Here is a 19,716-nt window from a genome sequence, read left to right on the forward strand (position 1 = left end):
AAATACCTTGTGGTGTAATGGTGGCAACATTGTACATAAAAACATTCCCGTCTAAATAAGCAAATGCAATTCAAACCCGCTTTAGAGTCAGCCACTCTACTTAAACGCTACAAACGCTTCCTTGCTGATATCGAATTTGATAATGGTGAGCTGCGCACCATCCACTGTGCGAACACCGGTGCGATGACAGGTTGCGCGACACCCGGTGATAAAGTTTGGTTTTCAACGTCCGACAACCCAAAACGCAAATACCCCAACAGCTGGGAGCTAAGTGAAACCGCGCAAGGGCATCGTATTTGTATCAATACTGCCCGCGCCAACCAATTAGCCGTTGAGGCTATTGAAAATAATGTCATTTCAGAGCTTTGCGGATATGACACACTTCAAACTGAAGTGAAATATGGCAATGAAAATAGTCGAATTGATATCTTGCTCAGCGCAAGCGACAAGCCAAAGTGCTATATAGAAGTGAAAAGCGTCACTCTTCTTGATGAGACAGGCTCAGCTGGACAAGGATACTTCCCAGATGCCCTCACGACTCGTGGTCAAAAGCACCTGAGAGAGCTCACAGAAATGGCACAAAATGGAAGTAGAGCCATACTTTTATTCACTGTTTTACATTCAGGTATTGAAAAAGTATCCGCGGCACACCATATAGACGCGAAATATTCACTATTACTCAAACAAGCACAAGACGCCGGAGTAGAAGTTCTCTGCTATAAAGCCGAACTGAGCAATACTGAAATGAAGCTAATTTCCGCTATTGATTTTATCAATTAAGAGAAAAAATGATGTCGTCTTCACATTGACGACAACTTTGCGATTCAGTGTTTGCTTGCACCGCCTCTTTTTGCTATAGATACCCGCCTTAAATTGACTGCGTAGCAGTTGACTAGGTGTAAGTAGGAGATGCTGTATGCCAGAAGCAAAGAAGAAAACGATCGGCATCCTAGCCATTGCCGGCGTGGAGCCATATCAGGAGAAGCCTGGTGAAGAATACATGTCACCAGCGCAGGTTGAACACTTTACGAAAATCTTAACAGCTTGGCGTGACCAACTACGAGCTGAAGTAGATCGTACCGTTCACCACATGCAGGACGAAGCAGCAAACTTCCCAGATCCAGTTGACCGCGCCTCTCAAGAGGAAGAGTTCAGCCTAGAACTGCGTAATCGTGACCGTGAGCGCCGTTTGATCAAGAAGATTGAAAAAACATTAGACAAAATCAAAGAAGATGATTTTGGTTTCTGTGAGTCTTGTGGCGTTGAGATTGGCGTTCGTCGCCTTGAAGCACGTCCAACTGCAGACCTTTGTATTGACTGTAAAACACTTGCAGAAATCAAAGAGAAGCAGATGCAAGGTTAATCACCACGCATTTGATTACTGAAGGGAGCTAAGGCTCCCTTTTTGTTTTGGCTAATATCAGTCCCGTAAGCGCTCAGAACCACAAACACTCACCGCAGGCAAAACGTTATTGCCACTTCGTGTTTACAAAACCTAGCTGAAGCGTTACTTACGATGACTAAACTGTACATCTAATAAATTCGAGATACACCCATGGCACGCTACGTAGGTCGATTTGCCCCATCCCCTTCTGGCCCATTACACTTTGGCTCATTGATTGCTGCGCTTGGCAGTTATTTTCAAGCCAAAGCAAACAACGGAATTTGGTTAGTACGCATTGAAGATCTTGATCCACCAAGAGAAATGCCCGGCGCTTCGCAACTGATTCTAGAAGCGCTTAAAGCTTACCAGTTGCATTGGGATGGAGAAGTGGTGTATCAAAGCGAGCGTCATGACCTTTACCAAGCACAGATCGATGCTTGGCTCGACAACGGTGACGCCTATTATTGCCAATGCACTCGCAAGCAAATTAAAGAGCACGGTGGCTTTTATCCGGGAACTTGCCGAGATAAAAACTTGAAAGAAGGCGCGATTCGCCTAAAAATGACCAAACCCGTCGCCCGCTTCCTCGATCAGAAACATGGAATGATTGAGATTCCAGAGCAATTGGTTAATGAAGATTTCATTATTAAACGTCGAGATGGATTATTTGCTTACAATCTTGCGGTAGTATTGGACGACATCGACCAAGGGGTTACTGAAGTGGTTCGAGGTGCAGACCTGATTGAACCAACAGGACGCCAAATCAGTTTGTACCAAATCCTTGGACAACCTGAAGTTAGCTACTTGCATTTACCATTGGCGATGGATGACAACGGCAACAAATTGTCGAAACAAAATCACGCGACAGCTATTGATATCGAAAACCCTAAGCCAGCTTTATTGCATGCCATGACGTTTTTAGGCTTTGATGTGCCTGAAGAAATAAAAGCCGCCAGCATGAACGAAATGCTTCGTTGGGGCTGCGAAAATTGGCGCTTAGAACAACTGCCATCAGAGATCGAGATCACACCGCGATTCTCAAATGGCACTGTGTAGGCTATCATTAGCCGCAAAATCAGCCCTAGAGGCGCAGATAACTAACCAAAGCAAGATTGGATTAAACCCAGTTATTGCCAGATGCACATGAATACAAACGACTATACACCAAGCGAACCTGCCACAGTTCCAGAGCTCGCTCTCAATGTAATAACTCGTGAAGAGCACAACATTTCGCGTAAGCAGATCAGTGACAACGCACTGAAAGTGCTGTACCGACTAAACGGTGCTGGTTTCGATGCTTTTCTTGTGGGTGGCGGGGTTCGAGACTTACTGCTTGGACAAAAACCGAAAGACTTTGATATTGCGACCAACGCAACGCCAGAACAGATCAAGCAGCTATTTAGAAACTGCCGCTTGATTGGCCGACGCTTCCGTCTGGCACACATTATGTTTGGCCGAGACATCATCGAAGTGGCGACATTCCGCGGTCACCATCAAGAGCAAAAGAACAAAAACATCTCTCAGCAATCTAAAGAAGGTATGCTGCTACGCGATAACGTGTACGGCACCATTGATGAAGACGCTGAGCGCCGTGACTTTACGATCAACTCGATGTACTACAACATCGCTGATTACTCGATCCACGACTACGCGCGCGGTATCGAAGATTTAGAAGATCGTCTGATTCGTCTGATTGGCGATCCAGAAACACGCTACCGTGAAGACCCAGTGCGCATGCTGCGTGCGGTTCGCTTTGCCGTGAAACTGGACTTTGATATTGAAGAAGACACCGCAGCACCAATCGAAGAGATGGCGCCGCTACTGCGTGAAATTCCTTCCGCTCGTCTTTTCGAAGAGTCACTCAAACTCTTGCAGTCAGGCCATGGTCTAGAGACATACCACCTGCTACGTGAATACAACTTATTCCAACAGCTGTTCCCAGCCATTTCGGAGCACTTCACAGAAGACTACTCGTCGCATACTGAACAAATGCTCGATCTTGTGTTGGATTCCACAGACATGCGTATTGAAGATGGCAAGCGCATTAACCCAGCATTTATGTTTGCTGCGATGCTGTGGTACCCGCTGTGTGCACTAGCAGACAAACTCATGGATCAGCATAACTTGTGTCATTACGACGCGATCATGGAAGCGAGCAACATCATTCTTGATGATCAAGTTCGCACCATCGCAATTCCACGTCGCCATACTGCGACCATCCGTGAGATTTGGCAGCTGCAATTGCGCCTTCCACGACGCAATGGCAAACGTGCGTTCCGCCTAATGGAACTCAACAAATTTAGAGCTGGCTTTGATTTTCTTGAAATGCGCGGTGAAATTGAGGGTGGCGACACTCTGAAGCTTGCTAAGTGGTGGGAAACTTTCCAAAATGCAGGCCGAGAAATGCGCCAAGCGATGGCCGCAGACCTAGATGGTCAAGCACCAAAATCGGGCCAACGTCGCCGCAAAACCTTTCGCAAGAAAAAGAGTAAGCCGAAATCATGATCACAGCGTACATTGCGGTAGGCAGTAACTTGGCTGATCCTGTCAGCCAAGCTCAGCAAGCGATTGAGGCTCTAAAAACGTTACCAAACTCTGAGTTTGTACAAGCGTCTTCGCTATACAGCAGCACGCCTATGGGGCCACAAAATCAGCCGGATTACATCAATGCGGTTGTGGCGATCAAAACAAATTTGACGCCTCTTGAGCTACTTGATTGCACTCAAGCAATTGAGCAAGAGCAAGGGCGTGTCCGAAAAGACGAACGTTGGGGACCAAGAACCTTGGATCTTGATATCGTTCTTTACGGCAATGAGGTGATTAATTCCGAAAGACTTATTGTTCCTCATTACGGAATGCGAGAGCGCGAATTCGTACTCTACCCTCTTGCGGAAATTGCACCAAGTTTACAACTCCCTGATGGGACCGAGGTCTCTGAACTACTGGAACAAGTAGATAGAAACGGCCTCAGAATTTGGCAGTCATAGCCAGCTCCTAGTAAGGATAAAACAATGAAAAAGATGACCATCAACGACCTTATCAAGTGGAAGCAAGAAGGTCGTAAATTTGCTACTTCAACCGCTTACGATGCGAGCTTTGCACAACTTTTTGAAAGCCAAGAAATGCCCGTTCTTTTAGTTGGTGATTCACTTGGTATGGTATTGCAAGGTGAAAACGATACGCTACCAGTAACGGTAGACGACATCGTGTACCACACTCGCTGTGTGCGTGCTGGCAGCCCGAATTGCTTGCTAATGGCCGATATGCCATTCATGAGCTACGCAACACCAGAGCAAGCGTGTGAGAACGCGGCAAAATTGATGCGCGCAGGCGCAAACATGGTAAAAATCGAAGGCGGCGACTGGCTAGTTGATACCGTTAAGATGCTTACTGAACGAGCAGTGCCAGTCTGTGCTCACCTTGGTTTAACCCCTCAGTCTGTTAACATTTTTGGTGGTTACAAAATCCAAGGTCGCGATCAAGAAAAAGCGGATCGCATGGTAAAAGATGCGTTAGCGCTACAAGAAGCAGGCGCTCAAATCGTCCTACTAGAATGTGTGCCTGCTGAACTGGCAGAGCGCATTACTAAAGTACTCGACGTGCCAGTCATCGGTATCGGTGCGGGCAACGTAACGGATGGTCAGATTCTTGTAATGCATGATATGTTCGGCATCTCTGCCAACTACATGCCTAAATTCTCCAAAAACTTCCTTGCTGAAACAGGTGATATGCGCAAAGCCGTTGCAAAATACATTGAAGATGTAGCAAACGGTGTATTCCCAGACGACGCTCATACCATTGCCTAGAGGATAAAAGCATGCAAACTTTTGCGGAAATCTCAGCAGTTCGTGAACACCTTAAAACCTTTAAACGTGAAGGTCGTAAAATTGCCTTCGTCCCTACAATGGGCAACCTTCACGAAGGTCACTTAACTTTAGTGCGTAAAGCACGCGAATACGCTGATATCGTTGTCGTAAGCATCTTTGTAAACCCGATGCAATTTGATCGTGCAGACGATTTAAATAACTACCCACGTACGCTTGAAGAAGACTTAAGCAAGTTGACGGCAGAAGGCGTCGATGTGGTATTCACGCCAACTCCAGAAATCATCTACCCAGAAGGTCTGGATAAGCAAACCTTCGTCGATGTTCCTGGCCTCTCAACTATTCTAGAAGGCGCGTCTCGCCCAGGTCACTTCCGTGGCGTGACGACCATTGTGAATAAGCTATTTAACATCGTACAACCGGATGTAGCATGCTTCGGCGAGAAGGACTTCCAACAACTTGCTGTTATCCGCAAGATGGTTGATGACCTAGCAATGGATATTGAAATCATTGGTGTACCAACCGTACGAGAGATGGACGGTTTAGCAATGAGTTCACGTAATGGCCTGCTGACATTGGATGAACGTCAACGTGCGCCAGTGCTTGCTCGTACAATGCGTTGGATCAGCAGTGCCATTCGTGGTGGCCGCGATGATTACGCATCCATCATTGAAGATGCAAATGATCAGCTACGCGCTGCCGGTCTTCATCCTGATGAGATCTTCATTCGTGATGCTCGTACTCTGCAAGTGATCACACCAGAAACGACACAAGCTGTCATTCTGATGTCGGCATTCTTAGGTCAAGCTCGTCTTATCGACAACCAAACCGTTGATATGGTTGTGGAATCGAAAGATGAAACAGAATCTAATGATGGCACCACAGCAAACGCTGAATAAGCCAAACGCTCAAAAGAAAAAGGTCGACCTTTTGTCGACCTTTTTTATGTTCTACGTATAGACGCAATCAAATCCTTCAGGACGTGTTTTAAACCGTTTGTGCAACCACATCCACGCAGGAATATCGCGTCTTATCATTTTTTCGAGTTCTTGGTTCAAGATACTTGCCGCTTTCATCGCATTACGCTTTTCAAAATACTTACTGAGATCCTTCCCAATATACAACGTGTAGTGATGATTCCTGCTCACTGTGACACCTGATATGACCGCGCACTTTGTTGCGTCAATAAGCACACTAGACCCCACTGTGCTCGCAGCTTGTTCAACGGCAAAAAACGGTGCAAAAACAGAATGGCTGGCACCATAATCATGATCAGGTAAATACCAAAGTCGATGGCCATTTTTCAAAACTTTGAGCATTGATTTCACGTCTTTTCGATCGATCATTTGATGCCCAAAACGAGTTCGGCCTCGATGTTGAATAAATTCATAAGCAGGGTTTGAGTTTGGACGGTAAACACCATAGCCTTTGGCAAATTGGCTGAAGATACGAGCGGTTATTTCCAAGTTCAAATGGTGACTACACACCACTAATACTCCGCGACCGTTCTTTTCCTCTGTGAGCAGACGATCTTTGCCAACAATAGAAGTTATGCGATTAATTCGCCAGTCTGGCCAAAACCAAGCGATACCAGTTTCGATGAGCGCCATTCCCGTGTATTGAAAGTTTTTTCGTACCACATCCTTGCATTGCCAATCTGTGTAATCAGGAAAACATAGCTGAAGATTACGCAAAGCGATCTTGTATCGGCGCTTCATTAAATGCATCGCAACGCAACCGATGCTTCTACCTAAGATTCGTAAAACCACATACGGCAGTACATTAACAATGATTGCTAGAGATCCAAATGCCAGCCAAACAGACCAATATTTGGGCTTGAGTAACTGATAGGAAAAAAGCGGCGGCGGGACAATATTCATAGGATCACTCATTTATTACAAATGATTGAAACCTATCATGATAAAAACCGGAAGATTGTATGGGTATGTATTGTTGTGCATGCAAAAGAGCAGCGTAAATCGCTGCTCTTTTCTTTATGAGCATGGCTTAGCTTCGTAGCCCAATCCCTTTTGTTACCAAGTAGTGGGCAATGGCGTACAGCACCACAACAAACACACCCAGTACACTAAATGAAGTCACGATACCGACATCCGATACGCCTAAAAATCCGTAACGGAATGCATTCACCATGTAAACAATTGGGTTGATTTTCGATACACCTTGCCAAAACTCAGGCAACAGGCTAATCGAATAAAACACACCGCCAAGATAGGTAAGCGGCGTTAAGACAAACGTAGGAATGATTGAGATGTCATCAAACGTCTTTGCGTAAACCGCATTGATCAATCCACCAAGAGCAAACACCACCGACGTCATAAATACCGTCGCCACAATAATGCCCCAGTGCTCAACCTGTAGATCTACAAACAGCAGCGACACGCACGTCACAATAGCACCAACCAGCAAGCCACGGGTTACACCACCCATGACATAACCTGCGATGATGACGTAGTTTGGCACAGGTGCAACCAACAACTCTTCAATGTTCTTTTGCAGTTTTGCACTAAAGAATGAAGACGCGACATTTGAATATGAGTTGGTGATCACCGACATCATGATCAAACCCGGCACGATGTATTCCATATAGCTAAATCCGCTCATTTCACCAATTCGAGAACCGATCAGATTACCAAAGATGATGAAATACAGCGTCATTGTAATCGCTGGTGGTACCAAGGTTTGCACCCAAATACGCGAGAAGCGCGTCACCTCTTTACCCAGCAAACTACGAAATGCTGTCCAATACAGTTGGTACATTTACTTGCTCCCCTCTCTGACAATGCTGACAAACAGTTCTTCTAATCGGTTGGCTTTATTGCGCATCGACAGCACTTTCACGCCATGTTCCGTTAATTGAGCAAACACCGCATTGAGACCTTGGCTTTTATCTAACTCAATTTCTAATGAGCCATCGATTAAGCTTTGACGATTGACACCATTCAACTCAGGCACTTCGCCGTCAGTCTCGATATCTAGAATAAAGGTTTCTACGCTGAGCTTGCTGAGCAACGCTTTCATGGTTGTGTTTTCAATCAACTCGCCGCGATTGATAATGCCTATGTTGCGGCACAGCATTTCCGCTTCTTCTAAATAGTGCGTAGTAAGAATGATAGTGATCCCTTGCTGCTGATTGATTTCTTTGAGGAAATCCCACATTGAACGACGCAGCTCAATGTCCACCCCAGCCGTCGGCTCATCCAAAATCAGCAGTTTTGGCTCGTGCATGAGCGCGCGAGCAATCATCAAGCGACGCTTCATACCACCCGATAAGTTACGAGCACGCTCTTTGCGCTTCTCCCATAAATCGAGCTTCTTCAGGTATTTTTCTGCTCGCTCTTTTGCCAGAATTTTAGAAACACCATAGTAACCCGCTTGTTGAATGACGATCTGCTCAACCGTTTCAAATTGGTTGAAGTTGAATTCTTGAGGCACTAAACCAAGATTTTGCTTGGCAAGTTCTAAGTCAGTATCAATGTCATAACCAAAAACTTTTGCCACTCCAGAGGTCTTATTAACCAAAGAAGAGATGATGCCGATCGTGGTTGATTTTCCTGCACCGTTAGGTCCAAGAAGCGCGTAAAAGTCACCTTTTTTAACTTGTAGACTGATGCCTTTTAACGCTTCAAAGCCGCCCGCATACGTTTTACGTAATTGTTCAATTTCTAATGCGTACATAGCGTAATGATTGCCATCTGTTAGTGAATGGGGATGACCAGTTCCAAGATAAGCATCACCTGAAGCTTAGTAGGAAGCTGGAGAAAGTTTCATTAGTTTATCGTCGAATAACGATGATTACAATTAAACCTTTCGACAATATTGGAAATATCAACCTTGTAATCTTCAAGGTTTTCTATTGAGGGGGTTAAGGGGAAACAAAAAAAGCGCCGCTAAACAGACTGAGCAGCGCTTTCATACAGAACGTGAAAATTAAGCTGTCATTCGCTGGTAGTGATCCGATTCAACATGCGCGACAGCCGCATTCAAAGCTTCGTAGCGGAACTGATACATATTGTTATCCGGCACTAGGTCGATGACATGAAACTTCTCTAGTTGCTCACGAGTACGCTGATTCGGACACAACAAGTACACTTCACAGCGAGCATCTAACGCGTCTTTAATGGCGTTTTCGAGTGCTAGGCCCACCGTAACATCCAGCATAGGAACATCGGTCAAATCCAAGATCATCACGTCGTAATCAGAAATACTGGTGTGTTGACGAGAAATGGCCTTAGACACACTGAAAATCATTGGGCCAGAGAGATAGAAGAACAACACTCGCCCATTGGCGCGATCTAACAATCCTCGTTCACTGTCCGTAAGTGGCACATCGTCTTCGTCGGCATCACTGATGGCTTTTACCTGACGAGCTTGTTCGCGACTCAAGCGCTCAATAATCATGATGTTTGAAACAAACACCCCCAAACCAACGGCCACAATGAGATCAACAAACACCGTCAGTAGCATCACGCCATACATGATCGCCATGCCAGAAAAACTGACCTTATGCGCGCGCTGAATAAAGCTCCAGTCTAAGATGTTAAAGCCAACGTACACCGCGATGCCTGCTAGCACAGCCATTGGGATAGGTTCGGTTAATCCACCAGCCACCAAAACAACCAGAGCCAGTACTAAGGCTCGTACCACACCAGATAATGGAGAACGAGCGCCAACTTGGATGTTTGTCACCGTGCCCATCGTCGCACCCGCTCCTGGAAGTGCGCCGAATAAACCTGAAATCATGTTCGCTAAGCCCTGACCACGAAGCTCTTTGTCGGAATCGTGCTCTTTACGGGTAAGTGAGTCACCGATAACCGCCGTTAACAAGGTATCAATACAACCGAGCGTACCTAACACCAATGCATCGATGACCATTTCAACGAACATATCGGGGTCGATATGTGGCGCGACCAAAGATGGCAGGCCAGCCGGAATTTCCCCGATACGGCGGATATCTTCCGTATCAAACAACATCACCGACAATAAGGTCACTGCGACCAGTGCCACCAATTGGGCGGGTACATATTTGCGATACTTCTTTGGGAAAAAGAACAGAATGCCTAATGTCAGCAAGCCAAGGAAAAGCTCGTTAAATTTTAGATTAGAAATGGTTTCAGGCAGCGCGGACAATGTCCCTAGCACTCCTCCCGTAGGCGCAGCGTGCCCCAGGAGTGGCGACAATTGAAGAATGATGAGTATGACACCAATACCTGACATAAAGCCGGAGATCACGCTGTAAGGCATTAAGGTGACGTATTTACCCATCTTCAGCGTTCCAAGCAAGATCTGAAATGCACCCGCCATCATGACAACAGTAAACGTCATCGCCATACCTGTTTCAGGGTACTTCGCCATCATACTGGTCAATACGGCTGTCATGATCACCGTCATCGGCCCCGTGGGTTCTGAGATAAGTGTATTTGAGCCACCAAATAAGGAGGCAAACAAGCCCACCATTATGGCGCCCCAAAGGCCAGCTTCTGCACCCGCCCCCGAAGCAACCCCGAACGCCAACGCCAAAGGGAGAGAAATAATGGCCGTGGTCACCCCGCCAAATATATCCCCTTTGAAATTGATATCTTTAAAACGACTACCGAACACCGTTTAGCTCCCTGCATTAACTTCAAAATTAAATAAGTAAAATGTCATTACTTTAACGAGGAATGTGAAAAATTAAACCATAAATAAATTATGGCTTAATTCGTTATCTAATAAGCGGTCTGAATTGTACGAATTTATTTCCAAGAACACGTCAGATGAGTCCTGTCTGACGCATATTTAACGGGATCGAAATTGTAACATTGTGTATAGTTACAACATTGATCGCTTGATATGTTTCAATTGCGATGAGTGCTTTTGTCATTTAAGGGAAGTAGTTTGCAAGATGCCGGAAATTAAACAGTTATTTGAGAATAATTCAAAATGGTCGGAAGAAATCAAATCTGACCGTCCTGAATATTTCGCTAAGCTCGCCGAAGGCCAAAAGCCTGATTTTCTTTGGATTGGCTGCTCCGATAGTCGAGTACCCGCAGAACGATTAACCGGCCTTTACTCCGGTGAATTATTTGTTCACCGCAATGTTGCAAACCAAGTCATTCACACAGATCTCAATTGCCTTTCCGTTGTTCAATACGCCGTTGATGTACTCAAGGTGAAGCACATTATTGTGTGTGGACACTACGGTTGCGGCGGTGTTAACGCAGCGATAGATAACCCTCAACTCGGGCTTATCAATAACTGGCTACTGCACATCAGAGATCTTTACTTCAAGCATCGTTCTTACTTAGATCAAATGCCTGTTGAAGATCGTGCCGATAAGCTTGGTGAAATTAACGTTGCAGAACAAGTTTATAACCTAGGCAATTCAACCATCATGCAAAACGCGTGGGAGCGCGGGCAAGATGTCGAAATTCACGGTGTCGTATACGGAATTGAAGATGGTCGCCTTGAATATTTAGGTATTCGCTCTAATTCTAAAGAGACCGTTGAAGCATCGTACCAGAAAGCACTGTCGACGATTTTAAACCCTGACAATAAGCTTCTGTGTCGCTAAGCCACAAAATCTGAATAAATAAAAAACGCCCATTTATATGGGCGTTTTTTTTGTATTTCGAATAGTGAACTCAATTATTCTTGAGGAACCACTTTACCGATGAATGGTAGGTGACGGTATTTTTGAGCGTAATCGATACCAACACCAACAACGAACTCGTCAGGGATCTCGAAACCAATCCAATCAACTGGCACATTTACTTCACGGCGAGATGGCTTGTCTAGTAGCGTACAAATCGCGATAGATTTAGGTTCACGTAGCGATAGGATTTCGCGAATTTTATTTAGCGTGTTACCTGTATCGATGATGTCTTCAACAAGCAAAACGTCTTTGCCTTTAATGTCATCATCCAAATCTTTCAAGATGCGTACATCGCGTGAGCTTTCCATCGTGTTGCCGTAGCTTGATGCCGTCATAAAATCAACTTGATGAGTCAGTTCAATAGCACGCGCTAGGTCGGCCATAAATACAAAAGAACCACGCAACAAGCCAACCAAAACTAGGTCTTCACTGCCTTGGTAACGCTCTGTAATTTGTTTGCCTAATTCACGAATTCGTTCCTGAACTTCTTGCTCAGAAATCATGACTTCTATTGTATGTTTCATACTGTGCTCAATTTAGTTTGTGGGTTGAGGTAGGTCGCACGCAAACGATCACCTAATCTTACGGCGTGTAGTGTATCACCACGAAGAGTGGGTTGAAAGTCACATCCTTTTGCGGAAAATTCTTGGGAGCGCTGCCAAATTTTCGAAAGTTTACAGCAAAACTTATCAATAATAATGACATTACTGTCTATAAATTAGACATCAGATGTTGACCTTGTGCATATGCACCATTACACTCATCACTGCTTAAAGCAATTATTAAAATAATCAATTAGGGGGTTACCCCCAACAACAACTCAAATGGCAAGGAAAATGGATATGGACTCAATTGCAAAGAGACCTAGAACTAGGCTTTCTCCTCTTAAACGTAAGCAACAACTCATGGAAATCGCGTTAGAAGTATTTGCACGCCGTGGTATTGGCCGTGGAGGTCACGCAGATATTGCTGAAATTGCGCAAGTGTCTGTTGCAACCGTTTTTAACTACTTCCCAACTCGCGAAGATTTGGTTGATGAAGTTCTCAATCATGTTGTACGTCAGTTCTCGAATTTCCTTTCGGATAACATCGACCTAGACATACACGCTCGTGAAAACATCGCAAACATCACCAATGCGATGATCGAGCTCGTAAGCCAAGATTGTCACTGGCTGAAAGTTTGGTTCGAGTGGAGCGCATCAACTCGTGATGAAGTTTGGCCTCTATTTGTGTCTACCAACCGCACTAACCAATTATTGGTTCAAAACATGTTCATTAAAGCGATTGAACGCGGTGAAGTGTGTGATCAACACGATTCAGAACACTTGGCAAATCTATTCCACGGTATTTGTTACTCGCTGTTCGTACAAGCAAACCGCTTCAAAGGTGAAGCTGAGTTGAAAGAACTCGTGAGCGCTTACCTAGATATGCTTTGCATCTACAATCGCGAACACTAAAGCTCCGATTTGAATACGAACAAGCCCACCACATGGTGGGCTTTTCTATGTTTGTCCGCTTCGAACATTCAAATACAAAAAAACCGCTGAAGTTCAGCGGTTTTTATTATTCTTTCAGTAAGAGAGCTTACTTCTTCTTAACTGCTTTTTTATTTGGAAGGTCAGTGATTGAACCTTCAAATACTTCAGCAGCTAGACCCACAGACTCGTGTAGAGTTGGGTGAGCGTGGATAGTCAGAGCAATATCTTCGGCATCACAGCCCATCTCGATCGCCAGACCGATTTCGCCTAGTAGTTCACCACCGTTAGTACCAACGATAGCACCACCAATTACGCGATGAGTTTCTTTGTCGAAGATTAGCTTAGTCATACCATCTGAACAGTCAGATGCGATTGCACGACCTGATGCAGCCCATGGGAATGTCGCCACTTCGTACTTGATGCCTTCAGCTTTCGCTTCTTTCTCTGTCTTACCAACCCAAGCCACTTCTGGCTCAGTGTACGCGATTGAAGGGATAACTTTAGGATCAAAGTAGTGCTTCTTACCAGAGATAACTTCAGCCGCTACGTGGCCTTCATGCACACCTTTGTGAGCAAGCATTGGCTGACCAACGATATCACCGATCGCGAAGATGTGAGGAACGTTAGTACGCATTTGCTTATCAACGTTGATGAAGCCGCGCTCGTCGATTTCTAGACCCGCTTTTTCACCGTCGATAAGTTTGCCGTTTGGTACACGACCGATAGCAACTAGAACCGCATCGTAGCGCTCTGCTTCAGCAGGTGCTTTTTTGCCTTCCATTGAAACGTAGATACCGTCTTCTTTCGCTTCAACTGCTGTTACTTTCGTTTCTAGCATCAGCTTGAACTTGTCTTTGATACGCTTGGTGTAAACCTTAACGATATCTTTGTCTGCAGCAGGAATTACCTGGTCAAACATCTCAACAACTTCAACTTTAGAACCTAGAGAGTGGTAAACCGTACCCATTTCTAGACCGATGATACCACCGCCCATGATAAGCAGTTTTTCTGGCACTTCTTTCAGTTCAAGAGCGTCAGTAGAGTCCCAAATACGTGGGTCTTCATGCGGGATAAATGGCAGTTTGATTGGACGAGAACCAGCCGCAACGATTGCGTTGTCAAAGTTAACCACTGTTGGCTCGCCTTCACCTTCTACAAGGATAGAGTTAGGGCCAGTGAACTTACCGTAACCGTTTACCACTGTTACGTTACGCATCTTAGCCATGCCGCTTAGGCCGCCAGTTAGTTGGTTAACAACTTTTTCTTTCCAGATACGGATCTTGTTGATGTCTGTTTGCGGTTCGCCGAACACAACGCCGTGATCAGCCATCGCTTTCGCTTCTTCAATTACTTTAGAAACGTGTAGAAGTGCTTTAGATGGGATACAACCCACGTTCAGACACACACCACCTAGAGTGCTGTAACGTTCAACAAGTACAGTTTCAAGACCTAAGTCTGCACAACGGAAGGCAGCGGAGTAACCAGCAGGACCAGAACCAAGTACAACAACTTGGGCTTTAATTTCTTTGCTCATTTTGACCTCTTGTAGTCATTATCCCTAACAGGCTGAGTGGGTATCGATTTTTTCTGTTTAAGAGTTATTCGTTTTAAACAATTATTTTCAGACCGCCAACAGTTTACAGAGATGTTAATGGTGTGAAAAGTAAATCAATTTAGCCTGTGAGCTAGACAACAATTCGATTGTGAAAACCCTGTAGAGAATAAGGGAGATAACCAAATTGTCCGGTAATTATTATTAGCAGAGGCGGCTAAATTGCCGCCTCTCATTCATCTAACTTCTATTAAAGAACTAGACGACGAATGTCAGATAGACATGCGTTTAGGTAAGTGATGAAGCGCGCACCCTCAGCACCATCGATCACACGGTGGTCGTATGATAGAGACAGTGGAAGTTGTAGACGCGGTTCGAACTCTTTACCGTTCCATACAGGTTTCATTTCTGACTTAGACACACCTAGAATACCAACTTCTGGCGCGTTTACGATTGGAGTAAACGCCGTACCGCCGATACCGCCTAGGCTAGAGATAGTGAAACAGCCACCTTGCATGTCAGCAGCAGTTAGCTTGCCTGAACGTGCTTTCTTAGAAACAGCCATTAGCTCTTCAGATAGCTCGTAGATGCCTTTCTTGTTCACGTCTTTAAATACAGGAACAACTAGACCGTTTGGCGTATCTACTGCGATACCGATGTTCACGTATTTCTTCAGAATTAGGCTCTCACCGTCTTCTGATAGAGAAGAGTTGAACGCTGGGAACGCTTCAAGTGCTTTAGCCGCCGCTTTCATGATGAACACAAGTGGAGTGATCTTCATGCCAGTGTCTTTCTTCGCTTCAATCGCGTTTTGCTCTTTACGGAATGCTTCAAGAGCCGTGATGTCTGCGTTATCCCACTGTGTAACGTGCGGGATCATTACCCAGTTACGGTGTAGGTTAGCACCAGAGATCTTCTTAATGCGAGATAGCGGTTGTACTTCTGTCTCACCGAACTTGCTGAAGTCCACTTTTGGCCATGGTAGTAGACCAAGAGCAGCACCGTCGCCTTTGCCAGATGCTGCTGCACCAGACTCAAGACGCTTAAGCGCTTCTTTCACGTAGTTCTGAACGTCTTCTTTCAGGATACGGCTCTTACGACCAGAACCTTTAACCTTAGAAAGGTTTACGCCGAACTCACGAGCTAGACGACGAACAACTGGAGACGCGTGAGCGTACTCATCGTTCTCTTTGAAATCGCCAGTCGCTGCTGGAGCTGCTGCCGCTGGAGCTTCTGCTTTAGGAGTTGCCGCTGCAGGTGCTGCTGCTTGAGCTGGAGCCGCTACCGGAGCAGGTGCTGCGCCCGCTACTTCGAATACCATGATTAGTGAGCCAGTAGACACTTTGTCGCCAGCTGCAATCTTGATTTCTTTAACTGTACCAGCGAATGGTGCAGGAACTTCCATAGAAGCTTTGTCGCCTTCAACAGTGATCAGAGATTGCTCTTCTTCCACTGTGTCGCCAACAGCAACCATGATTTCAGTTACTTCTACTTCATCGCCGCCGATATCTGGAACGTTAACTTCTTTCGCCGCAGACGCTGCTGGAGCTGCCGCCGCTGGAGCTTCAACTGCCGCAGGAGCTGCTGCTGGAGCGCCTGAACCTGCTACTTCGAATACCATGATTAAAGAGCCAGTCGATACTTTATCGCCTGCTGCTACTTTGATCTCTTTAAGCGTACCTGCGAATGGTGCAGGAACTTCCATAGAAGCTTTGTCGCCTTCTACAGTGATCAGAGATTGCTCTTCTTCGATGCTGTCGCCGATTGCTACCATGATTTCAGTAACTTCAACTTCATCACCACCGATGTCTGGTACGTGAACTTCTTTCAGTTCTGCCGCTGCTGCTGGAGCTGGAGCCGCTGCTGGAGCCGCTTCTGCCGCAGGAGCAGGTGCAGCGTCAGCTGCACCCTCGGCTTCGAAAATCATGATTAGAGAACCAGTAGAAACCTTGTCGCCTTCTGCAACTTTGATTTCTTTAACGATACCCGCTTGAGAAGCCGGAACTTCCATAGAAGCTTTATCGCCTTCAACAGTGATCAGAGACTGTTCTTCTTCAACCTTGTCGCCAACGCTTACAAGAATTTCAGTAACTTCAACCTCATCCGCACCGATGTCTGGTACATTAATTTCGATTGCCATTTCTTATCTACCTTCTTAATTAAGCGTATAGCGGGTTAGTTTTCTCAGTGTCGATGTCGAACTTCTTGATTGCTTCAGCAATTACAGATTTCTCAACTTCGCCACGTTTCGCTAGTTCAGTTAGTGCTGCTACTACTACGTAACCTGCGTTCACTTCGAAGTGACGACGTAGGTTTTCACGGCTGTCTGAGCGACCGAAGCCGTCAGTACCAAGAACTTTGAAAGACTCAGCAGGAATGAATGCACGAACCTGCTCTGCGTAGTTCTTCATGTAGTCAGTTGCTGCGATAGCTGGCTCAGTACCCATTACTGTTTGGATGTAAGGTACTTTCGCTTCCGCTTCTGGGTGAAGCATGTTGAAACGCTCTGCATCTTGACCGTCGCGAGTTAGTTCGTTGAATGACGTTACAGAGTAAACATCAGAAGCAACACCGTACTCTTCGCTTAGGATTTGAGCTGCTTTACGTACTTCATTCATGATAGTACCTGAGCTCATTAGCTGAACTTTCGCTTTATCGCCCGTGTAAGTTTCTAGCTTGTAGATACCTTTACGGATGCCTTCTTCAGCGCCTTCTGGCATTGCTGGCATTGCGTAGTTTTCGTTCATTAGCGTTAGGTAGTAGAACACGTTCTCTTGATCAGGACCGTACATGCGACGGATACCGTCTTGCATGATTACTGCTACTTCGTACGCGAATGTTGGGTCGTAAGAGATACAGTTAGGAACCGTACCCGCCATGATGTGCGAGTGACCGTCTTCGTGCTGTAGACCTTCACCGTTCAGCGTTGTACGACCAGCAGTTGCGCCTAGTAGGAAACCACGTGCTTGTTGGTCGCCCGCCATCCACGCCATGTCGCCAACACGTTGGAAGCCGAACATTGAGTAGTAGATGTAGAACGGGATCATTGGTAGGTCGTTTGTCGAGTATGAAGTCGCAGCAGCAACCCATGAAGACATAGCACCTAGCTCGTTGATACCTTCTTGTAGAACCTGACCTGACGTTGCTTCTTTGTAGTAAGAAACGATGTCGCGGTCTTGTGGTGTGTAGTTCTGGCCGTGCGGGTTGTAAATACCGATTTGACGGAACAGACCTTCCATACCGAATGTACGCGCTTCGTCAGCAATGATAGGAACGATGTTCTTACCAATGTTCTTGTTCTTAAGTAGAACGTTAAGTGCACGTACGAATGCCATAGTAGAAGAGATATCACGCTTCTGTTCTTCTAGTAGTGGCTTGAATTCTTCTAGCTCAGGAACGATTAGTTCTTGAGTGAAGTTTGGTAGACGCTGTGGCGTGTAGCCGTGTAGCGCTTTACGACGAGCGTGTAGGTATTCGTACTCTTTTGAACCTTCTTCAAGTTTCAGGTACGGAAGTTCTTTAACCGCTTCGTCAGTTAGGATGTCTTGTAGACCTAGACGATCACGTAGGTGTAGTACGTGAGTCATATCCATCTTCTTAACTTGGTGCGCGATGTTCTTACCTTCAGCCGCTTCACCCATGCCGTAACCTTTAACAGTCTTAGCTAGGATAACCGTTGGACGGCCTTTAGTTTCTGCCGCGTTTTTGTAAGCAGCGTAAAGCTTAGAAGACTCGTGACCACCACGCTTAAGTGCGAAGATTTCGTCGTCAGTCATGTCAGCAACTAGTGCAGCAGTTTCTGGGTACTTACCGAAGAAGTGCTCACGCACGTATGCGCCATCTTTCGCTTTGAACGTTTGGTAATCGCCATCGATTGTTTCGTTCATAAGCTGTAGAAGCTTACCAGTTGTGTCTTTAGCTAGTAGAGAATCCCAGTTGTTACCCCAGATTACTTTCACTACGTTCCAGCCAGCGCCTTTGAACAGACCTTCAAGTTCTTGAATGATCTTACCGTTACCCATTACAGGGCCGTCTAGACGCTGTAGGTTACAGTTGATTAGGAAACATAGGTTGTCTAGCTTCTCACGCGCAGCGAAAGAGATAGCACCACGTGATTCTGGCTCATCCATCTCACCGTCACCTAGGAACGCGTAAACGCGCTGCTCAGAAGTATCTTTCATGCCGCGGCCTTCAAGGTACTTAAGGAAACGAGCTTGGTAGATCGCAGAGATCGGACCTAGACCCATAGATACGGTTGGGAACTGCCAGAATTCAGGCATTAGTTTAGGGTGCGGGTATGATGGGATACCTTTACCATCCACTTCTTGACGGAAGTTGTCTAGCTGCTCTTCAGTTAGACGACCTTCAACGAACGCACGAGCGTAGATACCCGGTGAGATGTGACCTTGGTAGTAAACTAGGTCACCACCGTCCTTCTCGTTTGGCGCACGGAAGAAGTGGTTGAAACATGTTTCGTAGAATGCAGCAGAAGACTGAAAAGACGCCATGTGGCCGCCTAGTTCTAGGTCTTTCTTAGATGCGCGAAGAACGATCATGATTGCGTTCCAGCGAATGATGGAACGAATACGGCGCTCAAGCGTTGTGTCACCAGGGTAAGCTGGCTCTTGGTCTGCAGGAATCGTGTTGATGTAGTTAGTTGTGATACCTGTTGGCATATCAACACCGTCTAGACGTGCTTTGTCTAGAACCTGCTCTAGTAGGTACTGAGCGCGTTCTACACCTTCTTCACGTACAACTGACTCAAGTGCTTGTAGCCATTCTTGAGTTTCCAGTGCATCTACGTCATGCTTCATATCAGACATGGC

Annotated in this window: 17 protein-coding genes; 9 read left to right on the forward strand and 8 right to left on the reverse strand. The window is 45.8% G+C overall.

The features are described from left to right. The first annotated feature begins 63 nt into the window (after nt 1-63). The 7 genes from sfsA to panC all read left to right on the forward strand — a co-directional run bounded on the left by sfsA (nt 64) and on the right by panC (nt 6,107). Nucleotides 64-780 (forward strand): DNA/RNA nuclease SfsA, encoded by a 717-nt coding sequence (gene sfsA, locus DYB02_RS14385; protein ID WP_029804784.1) that lies wholly within the window; start codon nt 64-66, stop codon nt 778-780. 136 nt (nt 781-916) lie between these two features. Then, nucleotides 917-1,363 (forward strand): RNA polymerase-binding protein DksA, encoded by a 447-nt coding sequence (gene dksA / locus DYB02_RS14390; protein WP_005490361.1) that lies wholly within the window; start codon nt 917-919, stop codon nt 1,361-1,363. A 192-nt stretch (nt 1,364-1,555) separates the two neighbouring features. After that, on the forward strand, nt 1,556-2,440 hold the full coding sequence (gene gluQRS / locus DYB02_RS14400; protein ID WP_029804785.1) for a tRNA glutamyl-Q(34) synthetase GluQRS: 885 nt from the start codon (nt 1,556-1,558) through the stop codon (nt 2,438-2,440). A gap of 81 nt (nt 2,441-2,521) precedes the next feature. Continuing rightward, complete coding sequence (gene pcnB, locus DYB02_RS14410; protein ID WP_015297242.1) at nt 2,522-3,889, forward strand: polynucleotide adenylyltransferase PcnB; 1,368 nt, start codon at nt 2,522-2,524, stop codon at nt 3,887-3,889. Continuing rightward, a complete protein-coding gene (gene folK, locus DYB02_RS14415) occupies nt 3,886-4,371 on the forward strand; it encodes a 2-amino-4-hydroxy-6-hydroxymethyldihydropteridine diphosphokinase (protein ID WP_005494002.1) in 486 nt (161 codons plus the stop codon). The genes pcnB and folK overlap by 4 nt, the downstream gene beginning before the upstream one ends. 24 nt (nt 4,372-4,395) lie before the next feature. Next, nucleotides 4,396-5,190, forward strand: coding sequence for a 3-methyl-2-oxobutanoate hydroxymethyltransferase (gene panB / locus DYB02_RS14420; RefSeq protein ID WP_005454450.1), 795 nt, complete (start codon nt 4,396-4,398; stop codon nt 5,188-5,190). Nucleotides 5,191-5,201: 11 nt separating this feature from the next. Then, nucleotides 5,202-6,107 (forward strand): pantoate--beta-alanine ligase, encoded by a 906-nt coding sequence (gene panC / locus DYB02_RS14425; RefSeq protein WP_015297244.1) that lies wholly within the window; start codon nt 5,202-5,204, stop codon nt 6,105-6,107. 51 nt (nt 6,108-6,158) lie between these two features. On the opposite strand, the gene DYB02_RS14435 is transcribed toward panC, so the two are convergent. The 4 genes from DYB02_RS14435 to DYB02_RS14460 all read right to left on the reverse strand — a co-directional run bounded on the left by DYB02_RS14435 (nt 6,159) and on the right by DYB02_RS14460 (nt 10,827). After that, entirely contained in the window at nt 6,159-7,088 is a 930-nt protein-coding gene (locus DYB02_RS14435) for a Kdo(2)-lipid IV(A) acyltransferase (protein ID WP_029846176.1), read from the reverse strand. A 127-nt stretch (nt 7,089-7,215) separates the two neighbouring features. After that, complete coding sequence (locus tag DYB02_RS14445) at nt 7,216-7,986, reverse strand: ABC transporter permease (protein ID WP_005479696.1); 771 nt, start codon at nt 7,984-7,986, stop codon at nt 7,216-7,218. Next, on the reverse strand, nt 7,987-8,904 hold the full coding sequence (locus DYB02_RS14450) for an ABC transporter ATP-binding protein (RefSeq protein ID WP_005462584.1): 918 nt from the start codon (nt 8,902-8,904) through the stop codon (nt 7,987-7,989). It abuts the gene before it with no gap. A gap of 252 nt (nt 8,905-9,156) precedes the next feature. Then, nucleotides 9,157-10,827, reverse strand: coding sequence for a SulP family inorganic anion transporter (locus DYB02_RS14460; RefSeq protein WP_005493993.1), 1,671 nt, complete (start codon nt 10,825-10,827; stop codon nt 9,157-9,159). Between the two features lie 283 nt (nt 10,828-11,110). On the opposite strand from DYB02_RS14460, the gene can reads away from it, so the two are divergent. Further along, the gene (can, locus tag DYB02_RS14465) at nt 11,111-11,779 is read left to right on the forward strand and encodes a carbonate dehydratase (protein ID WP_005462578.1); all 669 of its coding nucleotides are present in this window, start codon (nt 11,111-11,113) and stop codon (nt 11,777-11,779) included. Between the two features lie 74 nt (nt 11,780-11,853). Here can and hpt read toward each other — a convergent pair whose 3' ends face one another. Then, complete coding sequence (hpt, locus tag DYB02_RS14470; RefSeq protein ID WP_005479701.1) at nt 11,854-12,384, reverse strand: hypoxanthine phosphoribosyltransferase; 531 nt, start codon at nt 12,382-12,384, stop codon at nt 11,854-11,856. Between the two features lie 318 nt (nt 12,385-12,702). Here hpt and opaR point away from each other — a divergent pair, with 318 nt between their 5' ends. Next, complete coding sequence (opaR, locus tag DYB02_RS14475; protein ID WP_005479697.1) at nt 12,703-13,317, forward strand: transcriptional regulator OpaR; 615 nt, start codon at nt 12,703-12,705, stop codon at nt 13,315-13,317. Between the two features lie 127 nt (nt 13,318-13,444). Here opaR and lpdA read toward each other — a convergent pair whose 3' ends face one another. The 3 genes from lpdA to aceE form a co-directional block, all read right to left on the reverse strand. Beyond that, nucleotides 13,445-14,872: a dihydrolipoyl dehydrogenase gene (lpdA, locus tag DYB02_RS14480; RefSeq protein WP_021823119.1), complete on the reverse strand. Its 1,428-nt coding sequence runs from the start codon at nt 14,870-14,872 to the stop codon at nt 13,445-13,447. 268 nt (nt 14,873-15,140) lie between these two features. Continuing rightward, nucleotides 15,141-17,030 (reverse strand): pyruvate dehydrogenase complex dihydrolipoyllysine-residue acetyltransferase, encoded by a 1,890-nt coding sequence (aceF, locus tag DYB02_RS14485; RefSeq protein ID WP_041955272.1) that lies wholly within the window; start codon nt 17,028-17,030, stop codon nt 15,141-15,143. A 19-nt stretch (nt 17,031-17,049) separates the two neighbouring features. Next, nucleotides 17,050-19,713 (reverse strand): pyruvate dehydrogenase (acetyl-transferring), homodimeric type, encoded by a 2,664-nt coding sequence (gene aceE / locus DYB02_RS14490; RefSeq protein ID WP_005462566.1) that lies wholly within the window; start codon nt 19,711-19,713, stop codon nt 17,050-17,052. Nucleotides 19,714-19,716: the final 3 nt, after the last annotated feature.

It is taken from the genome of Vibrio parahaemolyticus (assembly GCF_900460535.1).
Lineage (GTDB): Bacteria > Pseudomonadota > Gammaproteobacteria > Enterobacterales > Vibrionaceae > Vibrio > Vibrio parahaemolyticus.